This window comes from Cryobacterium sp. MP_M3 (genome assembly GCF_015752155.1).
Lineage (GTDB): Bacteria > Actinomycetota > Actinomycetes > Actinomycetales > Microbacteriaceae > Cryobacterium.
Map to the genome: position 1 here is coordinate 1 of NZ_JADOVI010000055.1, position 1,444 is coordinate 1,444.

General features: G+C 63.6%; 1 protein-coding gene. It reads left to right on the plus strand.

Translation table 11 applies throughout. From position 1 onward, the window contains the following. The first annotated feature begins 126 nt into the window (after positions 1–126). Positions 127–1,386: an IS256 family transposase gene (locus IWX89_RS18310; RefSeq protein ID WP_231383498.1), complete on the plus strand. Its 1,260-nt coding sequence runs from the start codon at positions 127–129 to the stop codon at positions 1,384–1,386. Positions 1,387–1,444 lie beyond the last annotated feature (58 nt).

Genomic DNA, 1,444 nt, shown 5'->3' on the forward strand with positions numbered 1-1,444 from the left:
GGTTGCGTCCCTCCGAGTGGTGTAATTTCCCCGGGGTTTGAGCGTCGGATTGTCGACGTAGTGAGCCATCGTGCGATGGTCAGTGAGAACCGTTCAAAGTTCCTCACAGAAAGACACAAACACACGATGGCTCTAGACCAGTCTGCCCTGCTTGCGCTCCTCGCGGATCTCAAACTCACCCACGTCACTGATCGAATCCGGTTGGCGACCGAGACGCTCTATCAAGAACTCATCGACGCGGAGGCCACCGCACACATCGGCGCTGACCGATTCGAGCGCAACACCGACCGCACTACCCAGCGAAACGGCACCCGGGCCCGGCTCCTCTCGACGACGGCCGGGGACCTGAACCTCAAGATCCCCAAGCTGCGCCAGGGGTCGTTCTTCCCCGCGCTGCTCGAGCAGCGCCGCCGGGTCGACCAGGCCCTGTTCGCCGTCGTTATGGAGGCCTACCTCCACGGCGTCTCGACCCGGAAAGTCGACGATCTCGTCAAAGCACTCGGCGCCGATACTGGCATCTCCAAGTCCGAAGTGTCCCGGATTTGTGAGGGTCTCGACGGGGAGGTGGCCGCGTTCCGCGACCGTGATCTGGGCGAGACCGGGTACCCGTATGTGTTCCTCGACGCGACGTACTGCAAGGCCCGCGTTAACCACCGTGTCATCTCCCAAGCGATGGTCGTCGCCATCGGCGTCGCCTCCGACGGGCGCCGCGAGGTCCTCGGTTTCGACGTGGGTGACAGTGAGAACGAGGTCTTTTGGACGAGCTTCCTGCGCTCGCTCCGAGCACGCGGTTTGGACGGGGTGAAGCTCGTCATCTCCGACGCCCACACCGGTTTGAAGAAGGCGATCAGCACCGTCTTCCAAGGCGCCAGCTGGCAGCGCTGTCGGGTGCATTTCATGCGAAACGTGCTCTCGATCGTGCCGCGCGCCAGTCAGGAAGTGGTCGCGTCGATGATCCGCACCATCTTCGCCCAGCCCGACGCGAAGCACGTTCAGGCGCAGTTTGACGAGGTCGTCCGGGTACTCACGCCCACCCACTCCAAGGTCGCCCAGATGCTCCAAGACGCCCGGGAAGACATCCTCGCGTTCTGCGGGTTCCCGCCCAAACACTGGCGCCAGATCTGGTCCACTAACCCGATCGAACGAGTGAACAAAGAGATCAAGCGTCGAACCGACGTCGTCGGCGTGTTCCCCAACCCGGCGGCCCTGCTCCGCCTCGCCGGCGCGGTCCTCGTCGAGCAGCACGACGAGTGGGAGGCCGGGTCCCGCCGCTACCTCTCCGAGGCCTCCATGAGCCAGCTGGACGCCCTCAACGTGGCTCTCACCGACGCCGACGCGGGCACACTCACCGGGGTGATTCACATTCCCGAGTTGACTGCGGCATAATCAGAAAACACTGACCTGCACGGTGACGAGGAATTACACCACCCAGCGGGACGTGACC